13 protein-coding genes are annotated in these 15,527 nt (G+C 49.2%); 9 read left to right on the forward strand and 4 right to left on the reverse strand.

The genetic code is table 11. The annotated features are described in order from the left end of the window. Positions 1-4: 4 nt before the first annotated feature. Together VFA_RS08780 and VFA_RS08785 are read left to right on the forward strand one after the other, a co-directional pair. Entirely contained in the window at positions 5-502 is a 498-nt protein-coding gene (locus VFA_RS08780; RefSeq protein WP_004726361.1) for a response regulator, read from the forward strand. A gap of 224 nt (positions 503-726) precedes the next feature. Next, positions 727-1,275, forward strand: coding sequence for a hypothetical protein (locus tag VFA_RS08785; RefSeq protein ID WP_004726362.1), 549 nt, complete (start codon positions 727-729; stop codon positions 1,273-1,275). Positions 1,276-1,406: 131 nt separating this feature from the next. Here VFA_RS08785 and VFA_RS08790 read toward each other — a convergent pair whose 3' ends face one another. After that, the gene (locus tag VFA_RS08790; RefSeq protein ID WP_038151289.1) at positions 1,407-2,000 is read right to left on the reverse strand and encodes a TfoX/Sxy family DNA transformation protein; all 594 of its coding nucleotides are present in this window, start codon (positions 1,998-2,000) and stop codon (positions 1,407-1,409) included. A gap of 372 nt (positions 2,001-2,372) precedes the next feature. On the opposite strand from VFA_RS08790, the gene VFA_RS08795 reads away from it, so the two are divergent. The 5 genes from VFA_RS08795 (at position 2,373) to VFA_RS08815 (ending at position 7,823) form a co-directional block, all read left to right on the forward strand. Then, positions 2,373-3,293 carry an HDOD domain-containing protein gene (locus VFA_RS08795; RefSeq protein WP_004726364.1) on the forward strand — a complete coding sequence of 307 codons (921 nt, stop codon included), beginning with the start codon at positions 2,373-2,375 and terminating at the stop codon, positions 3,291-3,293. 19 nt (positions 3,294-3,312) lie between these two features. Further along, positions 3,313-4,218: a LysO family transporter gene (locus tag VFA_RS08800; RefSeq protein ID WP_004726365.1), complete on the forward strand. Its 906-nt coding sequence runs from the start codon at positions 3,313-3,315 to the stop codon at positions 4,216-4,218. 143 nt (positions 4,219-4,361) lie between these two features. Next, positions 4,362-4,874 (forward strand): hypothetical protein, encoded by a 513-nt coding sequence (locus VFA_RS08805; RefSeq protein ID WP_004726366.1) that lies wholly within the window; start codon positions 4,362-4,364, stop codon positions 4,872-4,874. A 138-nt stretch (positions 4,875-5,012) separates the two neighbouring features. Next, positions 5,013-6,656, forward strand: a complete 1,644-nt coding sequence (gene panP, locus VFA_RS08810; protein WP_004726367.1) for a pyridoxal-dependent aspartate 1-decarboxylase PanP — start codon at positions 5,013-5,015, stop codon at positions 6,654-6,656. A 312-nt stretch (positions 6,657-6,968) separates the two neighbouring features. Beyond that, the gene (locus VFA_RS08815) at positions 6,969-7,823 is read left to right on the forward strand and encodes a MurR/RpiR family transcriptional regulator (protein WP_004726368.1); all 855 of its coding nucleotides are present in this window, start codon (positions 6,969-6,971) and stop codon (positions 7,821-7,823) included. 51 nt (positions 7,824-7,874) lie between these two features. Here VFA_RS08815 and VFA_RS08820 read toward each other — a convergent pair whose 3' ends face one another. Beyond that, on the reverse strand, positions 7,875-9,131 hold the full coding sequence (locus tag VFA_RS08820; protein ID WP_004726369.1) for an iron-containing alcohol dehydrogenase: 1,257 nt from the start codon (positions 9,129-9,131) through the stop codon (positions 7,875-7,877). Between the two features lie 310 nt (positions 9,132-9,441). Here VFA_RS08820 and VFA_RS08825 point away from each other — a divergent pair, with 310 nt between their 5' ends. Next, a complete protein-coding gene (locus tag VFA_RS08825; RefSeq protein WP_004726370.1) occupies positions 9,442-9,708 on the forward strand; it encodes a GrxA family glutaredoxin in 267 nt (88 codons plus the stop codon). 168 nt (positions 9,709-9,876) lie between these two features. Beyond that, a complete protein-coding gene (locus tag VFA_RS08830; RefSeq protein WP_004726371.1) occupies positions 9,877-11,559 on the forward strand; it encodes an aspartate:alanine antiporter in 1,683 nt (560 codons plus the stop codon). Positions 11,560-11,695: 136 nt separating this feature from the next. On the opposite strand, the gene fabV is transcribed toward VFA_RS08830, so the two are convergent. Further along, positions 11,696-12,898, reverse strand: a complete 1,203-nt coding sequence (gene fabV, locus VFA_RS08835; protein ID WP_004726372.1) for an enoyl-ACP reductase FabV — start codon at positions 12,896-12,898, stop codon at positions 11,696-11,698. A 331-nt stretch (positions 12,899-13,229) separates the two neighbouring features. Next, positions 13,230-15,512 carry an acyl-CoA dehydrogenase gene (locus VFA_RS08840; protein WP_038151291.1) on the reverse strand — a complete coding sequence of 761 codons (2,283 nt, stop codon included), beginning with the start codon at positions 15,510-15,512 and terminating at the stop codon, positions 13,230-13,232. Positions 15,513-15,527: the final 15 nt, after the last annotated feature.

Genomic DNA, 15,527 nt, shown 5'->3' on the forward strand with positions numbered 1-15,527 from the left:
AAGCATGAATAAATACATGATTTTATGTGTCGATGATGAAAGAGAAGTGCTTGATAGCGTGGTTCAAGACTTGGATTGCTTTGAAGAACATTTCGTGATCGAAGCCGCCGAATCGGTGGCCGAAGCCAAAGAGGTGATTGATGACTATCGCCAACAAGGCATTTCACTGGCGCTGATTTTGTGTGACCACATCATGCCAGAGCAAACGGGAATCAGCTTTTTGATCGAACTCAATGACGATGAAGAGACCGCCAAGACACGTAAAGTCCTGCTGACCGGACAAGCGGGCCTTGAAGATACGGTACAAGCCATCAATCACGCCAGTTTGCACTTTTATGTGGCCAAACCGTGGCGTGGCGACGCATTGCGTGAAACGGTGAAAGATCAATTGACCCAGTATGTTATCGATAACGACGACAACCTGATGCCTTGGATTCAAGTGCTCGACGCCGAGAAAATACTCAATGCCATTGCGGCAAAACGCATGAGTTTCGGTGAATAATGGACACTCAAAAAATCACAAAGGCTTCATCTATTTGGCACCTAAATTGCTTAATATCACCTTAGACGACAAAACAATGACATTTTTTGGTGGAGCCTGACTGCACCGATGAATTATGATGTCGACACTTTTGAAGCCTGGTTATCTTTCAAGGCTTTACGTCTTAGCGGATATTCCGCTTTCGACCATGGAATTAATCATAAAGATATAGGTTTATCGTGACTATGCGTAAAACAATCATTGCAACAGCACTTCTTCTTGCTTCAGCGCAATCAATGGCTGCAGTTGACCGTAACAGCCCTTCCGTAATGAGCAACTTCAACTACGACTACATTGAAGCTCGCATCGGCGTAAGCCCTGTCACCTACGGTGCTGCTGTCAGTAAATCTATTCACCCGAACGCGCACGTGATTGCACGTGTCGACTCTGAATTTGAGAGCGACTATGACGTCGCGACTGGCTTTGGGTTCCACGCGCCAGTCAATAACTGGGCAGACTTTACCGGCGAGATGCTGTTCCGTCTGCAAGACAAAAAGAACAATGGCAGCGCAGACACCGGGATGGAATTGAACCTTGGCGTGCGCCAATGGTTGGGGCCTCAATTGGAAGTCGGTGGTAAAGGCGGTTACGTTTCCATTGACAACGATGATCACTGGATTGGTTCTGTGTACGCCCGTTTCCACTCAACAGAGCTGTTCTCTTTGGGTGCAGAAGCGCGCATCAACGACACTTATGATGACCAACTGATGTTCACGGCTCGCTTTAAATACTAAGTGTTCACATCCCGCAGCCGCGATCGTTCATCGAGGCTGCGACTTGCACAAAAAAACCGAGGCCAAAGCCTCGGTTTTTTATTGCCTTTCCCAACAACAGTGTCCATCTCCCCCCACTGCGTCCGCTGTCCTTAACGCGCGTGACAGCTTTCTAACAATTGACGCTTGCGCGGCTCTTGCAGCAGTTTCCAATGGATTCCTTCAATCGCACCCGCGAATTTCCACAGCAATTTCACATCCAAATCACTACCGTAAATGCGACGAACTTTATTGAACACTTCCGGCGCACCCAAACGCATGAAGGTGTCCACGTCTTCAACGCCCGCCTTCTTCACCATACGTTCCAGCGTTAACTGCATATTAGGCAAATCCCTCAGCCGGCGATTCGCATGCGATTTCTGAAAGTACCGTTGTTCAATCGAATACAAGATAGCGCGTTCGATAATTGAATCTAAATCCGAATAATTTTGTTCAAATAGCTGTGTAATATCGTAATAGTTAACCGTTGCGGTTGTTTGCTTCTTCACATGGCGATATTTCTCACACCCCAGATCCGTCAAAATTTTATCGAGGTCTTCACCACCTCGAATAAAGATGCAGTCATCGGTTAGCAAGGCATACATCGCCTCTTGTTGAAACAAACCAATACCACCAAACATAGAGCGTTTTTGGTAGGCACCAAACTTAATTGCATAATCGAAAAATCTATGCTCACACATATCCATTGATCCTTTAATCACGTCCCCGATTAAGAAAGATCACCAGATAGCAGCAAATTTTTAGCGAATAAAATGAATAGGTTAAATAGTAAGCTTTATTTGTATACAGAATGCTTACTTATAAGTTTTATACATCATAGTTAACGAAACGAAATAAGTCTGGGCTTAATTCACATCAACACATTGATTATTTACCAATAATGAGAGCAGCGTCACAAGGCCATCATTTCCATGCGCTTAAATAAACGAACAGGTACGCAAAATGTCTCACAGATCATCGAAATGTAAAGAAATTGACGCTTTCTGCAGGTTTGTGGTTGCTTCTATTTATTAGCGATCGGTAGAATGACACGGAACGAAAACTATCAATAATAAAAAATGAATCATTTATCTTTCTTTTGGCTTCCAGAAAACCGACACAAACTCATTGAAGGGCTAGAGAGTGAGTTTGCTCAGTTGGTTAAAACTTCCATCAGCACCGGCAAAATCTCTCTGCCGCCGATTCCTGACGTCGTGCTCAAAATTCAACGTTTGTGCACACTCGAATCGACGGGTGTTTCCGACATTGCCGACTGCCTCACCGACGATCCCGGCCTCGCCGCGATCGTTATTCGTGTGGCGAACTCCGTGGTCTTCAATCGCCGCAACATTACCTGTACCGATTTGATGACCGCAGTGTCTCGTTTGGGCATCGTGCGCGTGCGTGACATCGTCACCGCTCAAGCGATCGAGCAGCTCAAAAACTCCATCAACCTCAGCAAAGAATGCAACAAGATACTGATCAACAGTGCTTCGGTGTCTCGCGAGCTGGGGGCCACAATGGTGCTTGTCGCTCAGTCGTTCAAAAAGCTTGAGCCGGACAACTACCTGCACCTTGAACAAGACAAAGCCCTGCTGGTTGGCCTGTTGGCTGACATCGGATTGTTCTGTTTGGTCAACGAATACTACCTTTACCTCGAAAACGGTAACTACCTCGATCAAGACATTGCGCTGCAAATTTTCCAATCCAATTGTTCCAGTACCAGTCAACTGGTGTTGAAACATTGGGGCTTCGATCAAGATTTCCTTGAAGTCGCTTGCAATGAAGAATTAGTAGAACATTGTCAGGAAGTCAGCTACCTTGATGTGGCACGAATTGCACATCACTTACTTATGTATAGAAAACAAGACGATGCGATAGAAGAGCACGAGGTCGAAATCAACGCGACGGGCGCCGAAGTGCTTTACGATCTTAGCAATCTCAGTGATGTGGAATTCAAAACCCAACTCAGCGCGGTGATCAACGCGAGCGGTTTCTAAATCACTTTTCGAGGAATGTATGTTATCAGGGATGATGTTTATCTTTGCCCCACTGGTGGTGGGGTATCTGTTTGCGATTCAAAATAAAGCGTGGCTTGCCCAACTCAACCGAGCCACCGCCTCTCTGGTTTATGTCATTCTATTTTTAATGGGCTTGAGCCTTGCCGCATTGGATAACTTGGGCGACAACCTACAACTAATCCTCAAATATGTGGGCGTGTTCTTTGCACTGCTTGGTGCCTGTAACCTGCTTGCCTTGCCGCTGGTTGACCGCTTTCTCCCGTTGGAAACGGACACCAGCCACACCAAATTGCCGCTGTCGAGTATGGCATTGGAGTCAGTCAAACTGATTCTGGTCGTCGGGGGTGGTTTGCTCGTGGGCGTGCTGTTCAATTTAGACCTCTCTTGGGTCGATACCGCCAGCGAGTGGATTCTTTTCTTATTGCTGTTTTTTATCGGTATTCAACTGCGCAACAGCGGCCTGACGTTAGGTCAAATCCTGCTGAATAAACATGGCATGATCATCGCCGCAGTGGTGATGGTCACCAGTTGGATTGGGGGCGCGATTGCCGCATTGGTGCTCGACATTCCGGTATACAAAGGGCTGGCGATGGCGTCCGGCTTCGGTTGGTATTCATTGGCGGGGATTCTGATGGGCGATGCCTTTGGGCCAGTTTACGGTGGGGCGTCATTTATGATTGAGCTGCTGCGCGAGCTGATCTCACTGGTGCTGATCCCGATGTTCATCAGTCGCAAACCCTGCACCTCGATTGGCTACGCGGGCGCCACAGCGATGGACTTCACGCTGCCCGTCATTCAAACCACCGGCGGTGTGCGTTGTGTGCCCGTGGCGATCGTCAGTGGGTTTATTCTCAGCCTGTTAGTCCCTGTTTTGATGTTATTCTTTGTGTCTCTTGCAGGCTAGATCTCAGGAATCATGTTACACATCCTTTAAAATAGCGTACTTGGCATGTAACCGATTGGTTGCATGCATCAAATCAAGCCCAACTGGAAGTCTATAAAAACCCCAACCAAGGGGTTACGATAAAAATCGCAAAAGGAACGATTATGAAACGCTTTATTGTCACCATGCTCTTATCGGCCACCTCGATGACCGCAGCAGCCGCCGACAATCAATGTTTTGCGAAAAAATACGATGCCTACATTGATGCTTCTTTGGCGTGGTACCAAGACCTTGCCGAGATGACCACCGAGAAATATCCCGAGCTTGCGAGTGTCAGCCAATGGTTCCTTGAAGGTCGCCAGCACCACTTCGAACTGAGCCGTGCGGCAGTGCACTACTACCTTGAGCACGATGCTTCTAAAGTGGCGACCGCACAACCCGTGGAAGCCTGGTTAAAACTCGAACAGCACGACATTAAAGTACTTGCATCGCGCAGCGATGAACTCGGGAAAATCGCCAAAACCACCTTCGATGATCGTCAAGCCAAACCGCATGAAAAAAACTATGAGTTGCGCTCAGCGTTTGCTGAATTGCTGAGCCACCCAAAACAGATTGAAGGCGCGCTGAACAAGTACAACGAAGCGATTGCGAAAACCGAAAAAATCGTGTGTCGCTAAGCGCTGCTCTTGCGCGTTTAGCGCATCAAGCACCGCCCTTTCCACTGGGTAGCAGTCCGAATTAAGGCGGGACTTTGGTCCCGTTTTCGTTTAGATTGTCTCGCCTGAAATGTTAGATTAAACCGATAACGACGCTGTATGGTATCTGAACACAAAACCGCGGATGCGAACTTTGACACTCTGCTTCGTATATTCACCGTACCCGAAGGGCCAGACTCAACACTGACCCGAATCGAAGAAGAGCTCTCTCGCAACCTGAATAAGTTTCTGCGCGAACACATCGTGGCAGAAGAGAAGCCATTGAAAGAGATCGAAAAAGATTTCTCCGATGCCCGCATTCCTGATGAGCCGGAATTTGTTTCTGACCATACGCAACATCTGCTCGACACCTTAGTCGCCCAATCAGTGCATACCGCATCCCCCAGTTTTATCGGCCACATGACCTCAGCGCTGCCCTACTTTTTGATGCCGCTGTCAAAAATCATGATCGCCCTGAATCAAAACTTGGTCAAAATCGAAACGTCAAAAGCATTTACACCGCTAGAACGTCAAGTATTGGGAATGCTGCACCGCTTGATCTACGGGCAGGATGATGCTTTCTATCAGCAATGGATGCACAGCGCAGAGCACTCATTGGGTGCATTCTGCTCTGGCGGAACCATTGCCAACATCACGGCCTTATGGGTTGCCCGTAACAACGCATTGAAAGCCGATGGTGATTTCCACGGCGTGGAGAAAGAAGGTCTGTTCAAAGCCATGCGCCACTACGGTTATGACGGTTTGGCGATTCTGGTTTCCGAGCGCGGCCACTACTCGCTGAAGAAAGCCGCTGATGTTCTGGGCATTGGTCAAGAAGGCTTGGTTTCGGTCAAAACCGATGAGAACAACCGCATCTGTCCAGATGATCTTCAACGCAAAATTACCGAACTCAAAGCCAACAACATCAAACCATTTGCAGTCGTTGGTGTGGCAGGCACCACGGAAACAGGCAACGTTGACCCGCTGCGGGTAATGGCGGAAATCTCACATCAAGAAGGCTGCCATTTCCATGTCGATGCCGCTTGGGGCGGTGCAACCTTGATGTCGAATCACCATCGCCATGTGTTAGATGGCGTCGAGCTTGCCGATTCAGTCACCATTGATGCCCACAAACAGCTCTACATTCCAATGGGCGCAGGCATGGTGCTGTTTAAAGACCCAAGTGCCATGAATTCGATTGAGCACCATGCGCAGTACATTTTACGCAAAGGCTCAAAAGATCTAGGTAGCCATACGTTAGAAGGCTCCCGCTCCGGCATGGCCATGTTAGTCTATGCCAGCATGCACATCATCAGTCGCGCCGGTTACGAACTGCTCATCGACCAAAGCATTGCCAAAGCGCGTTACTTTGCCGATCTGATAGAAGCGCAAGATGACTTCGAGTTGGTCTCTCAACCGGAGTTATGCCTGCTCACGTACCGTTATTTGCCGCAAAATGCTCGCCAAGCGCTGCAACAAGCCAACGCCGACGAGCAAGCACTACTCAATGAATTATTGAATGAACTGACCAAGTTTATTCAGAAGAAACAACGGGAAACCGGTAAATCGTTTGTTTCACGGACACGGCTCAACCCGATGGTTTGGAACAAATTGGATACCCTCGTTTTTCGCGTCGTTCTGGCGAACCCGCTAACAACCCATGATATCCTTCAATCGGTGCTGGACGAGCAACGCCAAATTGCCACGTTAGCCCCGAATTTGATGGGCAGAATTGAACATTTAGCACAACAAATACTGGCATAAACCGCCCGGAAAAAGTTACAGCGAACTGAAAATTTATTTCTTTTTGCTGTAACTTACACATCAAGTCGATGCATCAGAATTCCTTTTACTGACAAATCTGCGGCTAAAACTGTAGTTTTTATGAAATTTAGTTTGAGGCTTGTCATATTCTCATCATTCGATACGTCGTTTCATTTCTGAAATATCGGTGCTTAGGTTTATACTCATTTAATGGCGTTGGTGAATGTACCTTTTGGAAATGATTTATTTCCCTCCCCTGAAATGGTTACATCGCTTTACCAACGAGTTGTTCTCTATGCCCGCGTGAACACTATGAATACATTAGAAAAAATTCAAAAGAACCTAGAAAACTTTAGCAAGTCGGAACGTAAGGTTGCCGAAGTAATCATGGCGTCGCCGCAAACTGCCATTCACTCGAGCATTGCGACTCTTGCCAAGATGGCTGATGTCAGCGAGCCAACGGTGAACCGCTTCTGTCGTCGCTTGGATACAAAAGGTTTCCCCGATTTTAAACTGCACTTGGCCCAAAGTTTGGCGAACGGTACACCTTATGTGAACCGTAACGTCGAAGAAGATGACGGCCCGGATGCGTATACACACAAGATTTTCGAATCGACCATGGCGTGCCTGGACGTAGCGAAAAACAGCTTAGACCCGATGCAAGTCAACCGTGCGGTTGATCTGCTGACGCAAGCCAAACGAATTTCGTTCTTTGGTTTGGGGGCCTCCTCGGCGGTCGCGCGCGATGCACAAAACAAGTTCATTCGTTTCAACATTCCGATTGCTTGTTTTGAAGACATTGTGATGCAACGTATGAGCTGTATTAACTGCACCGACAACGATGTGATTGTGCTGATCTCACACACTGGTCGCACGAAGAGCCAAGTCGAAATCGCGAATCTGGCCCGCGAAAACGGTGCGACCGTCATTGCGATTACCGCCAAAGACTCCCCGCTGGATAAAGCAGCATCACTGTCGATTTGTCTGGACGCCCCAGAAGACACCGACGTGTACATGCCTATGGCAAGCCGCGTCGTTCAGATGACGGTGATTGATGTACTGGCGACCGGCTTTACACTGCGCCGTGGCTCAGGTTTCAGAGAGAACCTCAAACGCGTGAAAGAGGTCTTGAAAGACTCACGCTACGACAAGCTGTCGCATTTCTAACACTGATTAAAAAAACGGAGCCACACGGCTCCGTTTTTCTATACGCTTGATTCATTCACTCAGTGAACTACGCGCTTCCTGCAGCGCATCATGCACCACAAGCACTTGACCTTTCACGTGCGCTTCATGGTCACTGTCTGCCTCAGCGCAGACGCCACGACACGAACAGACCTGTTCAAGAATATAAATCAGCCGCTCGTAGGTCAAAGGAATGGGATTGCCTTTGATGGCATTGGATTTAAGGGCATCCTGCGCTACCTGATCAAATGACGTACTGCACACACCAAACTCACTAAGCTTGGGGAGCGCCAACTGATCCAACATCATTTGAACCCACAACACCCCATCCTCAACATTGGCGTTTTTACGCCCAGTGAGCAGATGCGATAAACGTTGATAGCGCGACAAAATATCCGGCCTGCCCACCAACTGCGCGGCATGAATGTTTTCTCGCATCACAAATGGCGCGAGCCTTGCCGTGATCACGCTGTGCGGCGCATCCAACTTGCCGCCTAATGCCGAAGCCAAACCGTGCGCGGCGCCAAGTTTAGCATTGGTGATCGCCATGCCACCCAACATGGCCGCAAACGACAAATCGGAACGCGCCTGATGATCATCGCGTTCACACGCAGCCATGACTGAACGCGCGATACGCCGTACGCCTTCTTCACAAATCATATCGGTGAGCGAGTTCGGTTCACCGCACACATAGGCTTCCATCAAGTGAGTAAACGCATCCATCGCGCCGCGAGCGGAAGTTAAACGATCGGTGCCATACGTTAATGTCGGATCGACAATCGCCACATCGGCCAGCATCTCTGGGCTGCGTAAACTGACTTTGACTTGATCTTGCCCGGATCGCAACACGGCATTGCGAGTGACTTCGGAGCCCGTACTGGCGGTGGTTGGAATGGCGATGAAAGGGAGTGGTTTGGCTTTGAGCGGCACGTTGCGTCCAACGACTTCAACGTAATCATACACGTTGCCTTGATTTGGAATGATGGCGGCTAAGGCTTTCCCCATGTCGAGTACGCTGCCACCGCCCATTGCCACCACCACATCCGGTTGAAAGCGCCGCCCGCCAATGGCCGCTTCTTCGACCATGGTGATGTTGGGTTCACCGCTGACCGCGACATGCTGATAGCGTAGATGTTGTTGCTGAAGATACTCAATCACATGGCTTGCCCGTTCAATTCGCTTCCCTGACACCAACAATACGCTGTAACCATATTGACTGATGACCGATAACGAACTGTCCAGCGCACCTTCGCCGAAGATGATTCGACTTGATGTCATGAACTGAAACATGATCTCTCCCGACCCGAACTCGTTACACTGTGAAACAGCTTGCGCGTATTGCACAAAAAAATGTTTGATGCAGTGCAACTTGCCGCCAATAACCCCAATAAAAATATGAGATTATGGCGAACGTCACAGCCAAGGAATGCAAACATCACGCTTTCAATACCTTGCTGCTGGGTCGGTAGCTTAACGATTCAACCGCGACTGAAGTAAATTTGAGCGATAGTTTTTACCTATTGAACGAACAGGTACTTGCCACTTTATTTTCTACTTGGGATCGGGCATAGTGGCACAAACTCAAATAAAGGAGAAAGTTATGTTCGTAGTGATTTTTGGCCGCCCTGGTTGCCCTTACTGTGTTCGTGCAAAAGAGCACGCGGAAACGTTGAAAGCAAAACGTGACGACTTCAACTACCGTTATGTCGATATTCACGCAGAAGGTATCTCAAAAGCTGACCTTGAAAAAACCGTTGGCAAACCGGTTGAAACTGTGCCACAAATCTTCCTCGATCAACAACACATTGGCGGCTGCACCGAGTTTGAAGCGTACGCCAAAGAGCACCTAGGTCTGTTTGACGAGTAAGCACCCGAATACATTAGAACCCGCTGATATTTGGCGGGTTTTTTATTTGCGGTTTTCCTTCAGAGAAATGTCAAACCACAAAAAATTTCACTTATCTTTTTGCATATTTACGATACAATCCTCACACTTTAACTATTCTATTGTTGCGCGCTTGAATCGAGCTAAATTGTGAATATCGACGTCGTACTTTTGCTAGACCAAAACCCCATCCTGCTGATTTTTGTTGTGCTGGCTATCGGGCTTGCTTTCGGAAAAATCCGTTTTGGCAGCCTGCAGTTGGGCAATTCTATTGGCGTGCTTATCACGTCTCTCATCATGGGGCACCTTGGCTTTTCGTTTAATGCGGAAGCCTTAACCATCGGCTTCATGCTGTTCATCTATTGTGTGGGCATCGAAGCGGGACCCAACTTCTTCGGTATTTTCTTTCGCGACGGCAAACACTATCTGATCCTCAGTTTGGTGGTGTTGGTGACGGCGACCACGCTGACCTACTTATCCAGCCATTACTTCAATCTCGATTTTGGTTTGGCGGCCGGTATGATGGCAGGCGCCTTGACCTCGACCCCAGTGTTGGTTGGTGCACAGGATGCATTGAACTCCGGCCTGTCGTCCGTACCACGCAACATGGACTTATCACTGGTGCTGGAAAATGTTTCCGTCGGTTATGCCATGGCCTATCTGATTGGTCTCATCAGCATGATCATGTTCGCCAAACTGCTGCCCAAAATTCAAAAGCAAAACCTGTCGGATTCAGCGCAGCAGATCGCGCAAGAACGCGGCTTGGGGGGCAGCAGTCAACGCAAAGTGTATCTCCCCATTATTCGCGCCTACCGTGTTGGCCCGGAGCTGATTAACTGGGTGGACGGACGAAACCTACGCGAACTAGGCATTTACCGCCAAACTGGTTGTTACATCGAACGTATTCGTCGCAACGGCATTCTCGCCCATCCTGATGGGGACGCGATTTTGCAAGAAGGCGATGAAATTGCGTTGGTGGGTTTCCCAGATAGCCACGCGCGTTTAGACCCAAGCATTCGTAACGGCAAAGAAGTGTTTGACCGTAACTTGCTCGATTTGCGGATTTCGGAAGAAGAGATCGTCGTTAAGAGTGACAGCATCGCGGGCAAGCGCCTGTCGGATCTAAATCTGTCAGAATACGGCTGTTTCCTCAACCGCGTGGTACGCGCACAAATTGAAATGCCGATGGATCTCGACATTGTGCTGGCCAAGGGCGACGTGCTGCAAGTCAGTGGCGAGAAAAGCCGCGTGAAAGGACTGGCCGAGAAAATCGGTTTCATCTCAATTCACAGCCAAATGGCTGACCTGTTGGCGTTTTGTAGCTTCTTTATTTTGGGCATTCTGTTTGGTCTGGTCACCATGACCTTCGGTCAGGTGTCGTTTAGCCTCGGCAACGCCGTCGGCCTGCTGTTGTCTGGCATCACGCTCGGTTTCTTGCGTGCCAACCACCCGACTTTCGGGTATGTGCCGCAAGGCGCATTGAATATGGTCAAAGACCTTGGTTTGATGTTCTTTATGGTCGGCATCGGCCTGAGTGCTGGTGGCAAGATGTTTGAGCACCTATCCGAAGTCGGCCCACAAGTGATTGGCTTGGCGTTTATTGTCAGTGTGGTGCCCGTGGTGTTTGCGTATCTGGTTGGCGCACACATTCTGAAAATGAACCGTGCCCTGCTGTTTGGTGCCATCATCGGTGCTCGGACGTGCGCGCCCGCGATGGACATTGTAAACGAATACGCTAAATCAACCATCCCTGCATTGGGTTACGCCGGTACATACGCTATCGCCAACATTTTGATGACGCTTGCAGGTACGATTTTGATACTGCTGAGCTAATCAAGCAGCGCCGTTCACGCTGCGCTGAATTATCGCTTGGCGAGAGTGCAGATGAGCCAATCATCCATCACGGATAAAAATAAAGGGTATGAAAAAAGGCGCTGAAATCAGCGCCTTTTTTTGTCTCTCAATCGAATTAGATATCGATCACGTCAAACTCAACCGCAGGGTTCACGTCTGCTTCGTAATCCACACCTTCGATACCGAAACCGAACAGTTTCAAGAACTCTTCTTTGTACAGCGCGTAGTCTGTCAGCTCTTTCAGGTTCTCAGTCGTGATTTGTGGCCACAGATCACGGCAGTGCTGTTGAATGTCTTCACGCAGTTCCCAATCATCCAAACGCAGACGGTTCTTGTCGTCTGTTTCTGGCGCGCTGCCATCTTGCTTGTAAAGACGCTCGTTGAACAGACGGAAGATCTGTTCCATACAGCCTTCGTGAATGCCTTCTTCACGCATTTTCTTGAATACCATCGCAATATACAACGGCATCACTGGAATCGCAGAACTTGCTTGAGTCACCACGGATTTCAGCACCGCAACGTTCGCTGAGCCGCCTTTGGCTGCTAGCTTCGCGTTCAATGCAGCAGAAGCGCGGTCTAGGTCCATTTTTGCACGACCTAACGCACCATCCCAGTAGATAGGCCAAGTCAGTTCAGTACCGATGTAGCTGTAAGCCACGGTTTTGCAACCGTCAGCAAGAACACCAGCGTCTTCTAACGCTTGCATCCACAGTTCCCAGTCCTGACCGCCCATCACGGTGATGGTATCTTCGATTTCTTGCTCGGTGGCCGGCTCAACGCTGGCTTCGATGATCACATCTTTATTGGTATCAACCGCTGTAGATGTGTAAGTCTCACCGATAGGTTTCAGTGCTGAACGAATCAGCTCACCGGTTTCCGGCATTTTACGCACTGGAGATGCCAGTGAGTAAACCACCAGGTCAATCTGACCCAGATCTTGTTTAATCAGTTCAATCGCTTTCTGTTTGGCTTCGTTTGAGAACGCATCACCATTGAGGCTTTTCGCGTACAAACCTTCTTCGTGCGCCAGTTTGTCGAACGCTGCTGCGTTGTAGAAACCAGCTGTGCCAGGCTTCTTGTCTGTGCCTGGTTTTTCAAAGAAGACACCGATAGTCGCTGCGCCGCCGCCAAACGCTGCCGCGATGCGAGAAGACAGACCATATCCACTAGAAGAGCCGACAACAAGCACACGCTTAGGCGCGTTCTTGATTGGACCTTGTGCTTTGGTGTAAGCAATTTGTTCTTTTACATTAGCTTCACAACCCACTGGGTGCGTTGTTGTACAGATAAATCCGCGAATTTTAGGTTTGATGATCATATTCAACTTCCTTCAAAAATCTTCGCTAGGATAAAAGGTTCGCCCGCGGTTCGCATCCTATTTCTGTAAAAATGCCTTCATTTTGCAAGTGGTTGGAGCACTCAACACCTAAATTGGCGGCAAGTTAGGTCATTTTAAGGGGGTGCGCTACATCTCTCACTCGGGTGTCTGCCTGTGTTCGTCACGAGCTTCATCGCAAGATGAATCACGACAGAGACGAAGAACACACGAACCTTCCAACATTTCTAACGATTCCAACGACGTTTCAACGATTCCAACGAAAAGAAGGCTTCGATCAGGAAGCCTTCTTGGATAAACGGGAGCGAATCAATTAAGCCACGTTATTGAGCTTAGGTTTACTCTCTTTATTGGTCAAAACTTCGGAGAAATCATGACTAAAATGGTCAACCTGAATGGCTTTATAACGCAGTTTGTCGGCGGCTAAAATCGCCTCTACTTCTTCAGCGTTCAGTACACCTGCCGCTTTGGCTTGTTCCAAGCGCTCAGTCAGCACACCTTTACGCGCCACTTTGCCCTCTTTCACGCCTTTGTTGAGTTTGCGTTCTAAACCTTTCACGCCATACATCGCAAGGAATGCTTTTTCCATCAACCCAACGCTGTCATTTTCATCTTTACCGATGTAGCACAAGTGCGTCAGACGATCGCGATGTGCACCCGGCGTCATGATGCTTTCCGCAATGTTGACCGTCAACGTATCGCTTGGTGCGTCAAAATGGTTGCCCAATGGGAACAGCAGACCTTTCAGCAACTTGCCGACCGATTTGATCGGGTAGTTGCGATACGCTTCGTTGAGCGACTTCGCCGCATGGTGCAAACAGTACTGCATCGAGTAATGAACAAAGTTCAAATCCGCTTGCTGGCGCCCTTCATCTTCATAGCGTTTCAAGACTGCCGATGCCATGTACAAGTAGCTCAAACCATCGCCCAAACGCGCGGAAATCATCTCTTTGCGTTTCAGTTCACCGCCCAACGTCAGCATGGCGAAATCCGCACTCACTGCCAATGCGCGGCTCAAACGCGTCATCTGTTGATAATAAGGTTTAGTCGGCCCGCTCATGTCGGTTTTGATAAAGCGAGAGCCCGTCAACGCCGCCCCTAACGCGCCAAAGGTGTTTTTGGTCGCATGAGCGATGTGTTTAAACAGCAGTTCATCGAACGCTTTCGCCGCTTGTTTTTCATCCGGGTTCGCCGCAGCTTCCATCTCTTTCAATACGTATGGATGGCAACGCGTCGCGCCCTGACCGAAGATCATCAGGTTACGCGTCAGGATATTCGCCCCTTCAACCGTAATGGCCACCGGCACACCCAAGTAATGGGTTGAAAGGTAATTCATCGGGCCATCTTGGATCGCACGGCCGGAGTGAATATCCATCGCATCATCCAAAATGGTGCGCGCAATTTCAGTCATGTGATACTTGGCGATCGCTGTAACAATCCCCGGTTTCTCTTTGAGATCGAGCGAGGTTGTGGTCAGCGTGCGCGTAGCTTCAAGCAGATAAGTCAGGCCACCGATGCGCCCCATCGCTTCCGCCACACCTTCAAATTTACCGATCGACATGCCAAACTGTTTACGCACATAACCGTAAGCACCCGTGGTGCGTGCTGTCAGGTGACCAATGGCCGTACCCAATGCCGGCAGGGAAATACCGCGACCTGCAGATAGACACTCCACCAGCATGCGCCAGCCTTTACCAGCGTAATCCACGCCGCCAATCAGCCATTCCATGGGGATGAACACCTCATGGCCACGGGTTGGACCGTTCATGAATGCCAGCCCCAGTGGGTCGTGACGTTCACCGATTTCCACCCCGTCGTGATCTGCTGGGATCAGCGCACAGGTAATGCCGATGTCGACTTTATCACCCAGAAGTTGGTCTGGATCGCTCATTTTGAACGCTAAACCCAACACCGTGGCGACCGGCGCCAGCGTAATGTAACGCTTGTTCCAGTTCAGGCGCACACCCAGCACTTCCTTGCCTTCGTGCATGCCGTAACACACCACGCCTTGGTCCGGAATCCCGCCCGCATCAGAACCCGCTTCGGGGCCTGTCAATGCAAAACATGGAATGTCTGTGCCGTCTGCCAAACGCGGCAGCCAGTAATCTTTTTGCGCCTGAGTCCCATAGTGAGACAACAGCTCACCCGGGCCCAATGAGTTGGGTACCATCACCGTTACCGCAGCGCTGATACTGCGCGTTGCGATTCGAGTCACGATGGTGGAGTTCGCCAGCGCAGAAAATTGGCGACCACCGTACTCTTTGGCAATGATCAGAGAGAAGAAACGCTCTTTGCGTAGATAGTCCCAAACTTCTTTGGGCAAATCACGGTCGTGTTTGATGATCTTATGTTCATCTAACATCGACAGCAGCGTATCCAACTCATTGTCGATGAAAGATTGCTCTTCCGCGGTCAGAGTTGGTTTTGGATAGTGGTGTAGCTTTTTAAAGTCTGGCTTGCCAGAGAACAGCTCACCATCCCACCACACGCTTCCTGCTTCCATCGCTTCCTTTTCAGTGTCAGAAAGCGGCGGAAGTACCTGTTTGAACAGTTTGAAAGCCGGGTCACTAATCCATTTTCTTCGTAGAGAGCACATATTCAGATCCTTTTG

It is taken from the genome of Vibrio furnissii CIP 102972 (assembly GCF_000176175.1).
GTDB lineage: Bacteria > Pseudomonadota > Gammaproteobacteria > Enterobacterales > Vibrionaceae > Vibrio > Vibrio furnissii.

Excerpts from the sequence above, each read along its gene's own strand:
- VFA_RS08780 (WP_004726361.1), top strand. The coding sequence starts at position 5 with ATGAATAAATACATGATTTTATGTGTCGATGATGAAAGAGAAGTGCTT.
- VFA_RS08785 (WP_004726362.1), top strand. The coding sequence starts at position 727 with ATGCGTAAAACAATCATTGCAACAGCACTTCTTCTTGCTTCAGCGCAA.
- VFA_RS08790 (WP_038151289.1), bottom strand. The coding sequence starts at position 2,000 with ATGGATATGTGTGAGCATAGATTTTTCGATTATGCAATTAAGTTTGGT.
- VFA_RS08795 (WP_004726364.1), top strand. The coding sequence starts at position 2,373 with ATGAATCATTTATCTTTCTTTTGGCTTCCAGAAAACCGACACAAACTC.
- VFA_RS08800 (WP_004726365.1), top strand. The coding sequence starts at position 3,313 with ATGTTATCAGGGATGATGTTTATCTTTGCCCCACTGGTGGTGGGGTAT.
- VFA_RS08805 (WP_004726366.1), top strand. The coding sequence starts at position 4,362 with ATGAAACGCTTTATTGTCACCATGCTCTTATCGGCCACCTCGATGACC.
- panP (WP_004726367.1), top strand. The coding sequence starts at position 5,013 with ATGGTATCTGAACACAAAACCGCGGATGCGAACTTTGACACTCTGCTT.
- VFA_RS08815 (WP_004726368.1), top strand. The coding sequence starts at position 6,969 with ATGAATACATTAGAAAAAATTCAAAAGAACCTAGAAAACTTTAGCAAG.
- VFA_RS08820 (WP_004726369.1), bottom strand. The coding sequence starts at position 9,131 with ATGTTTCAGTTCATGACATCAAGTCGAATCATCTTCGGCGAAGGTGCG.
- VFA_RS08825 (WP_004726370.1), top strand. The coding sequence starts at position 9,442 with ATGTTCGTAGTGATTTTTGGCCGCCCTGGTTGCCCTTACTGTGTTCGT.
- fabV (WP_004726372.1), bottom strand. The coding sequence starts at position 12,898 with ATGATCATCAAACCTAAAATTCGCGGATTTATCTGTACAACAACGCAC.
- VFA_RS08840 (WP_038151291.1), bottom strand. The coding sequence starts at position 15,512 with ATGTGCTCTCTACGAAGAAAATGGATTAGTGACCCGGCTTTCAAACTG.